A 442-nucleotide genomic window follows, 5' to 3' on the forward strand; every position below is an offset into this window, starting at 1 on the left:
AGGATGGGTTGCAGGAACGAGGGCCGGATGGACGCGAGCCGAAATACCGTCGGGGCCGGCCTGGCACACAGCTAAGAGCTTGACGACGCAATCCATATCATGTGCAGCGAGGATGTCATCTGGGGTGATCTCGGTAATCCCTTCTCGATACACCTGGTCGCCGCGCAACTGAGTATGGAACGCAAGCGACGACAGCAGCGCAGCCTTAGCCGCAGCGTCATAACCCTCCACGTCAGCCGTCGGATCGGCCTCGGCATACCCTTGAGCTTTCGCCTGGGCAAGGGCTTCATCGAACCGGGCACCCGTAGTCGTCATTTGGTCAAGGATGTAGTTGGTCGTGCCATTGACGATGCCCATAACACGAGTGATTTGATCTCCGACAAGAGACTCGCGCAGCGGGCGGACGATCGGAATTGCCCCGGCTACCGCAGCTTCGTAGTAC

The 442-nt window shown here is 59.3% G+C and carries 1 protein-coding gene; it reads right to left on the minus strand.

Going from position 1 to position 442, the window contains the following annotated elements; genetic code table 11:
- On the minus strand, positions 1-442 hold a 442-nt coding region (locus ACOV8S_RS31350; protein WP_448321871.1), incomplete at both ends, for a homoserine dehydrogenase.

It is taken from the genome of Streptomyces sp. CO7, from assembly GCF_053474865.1.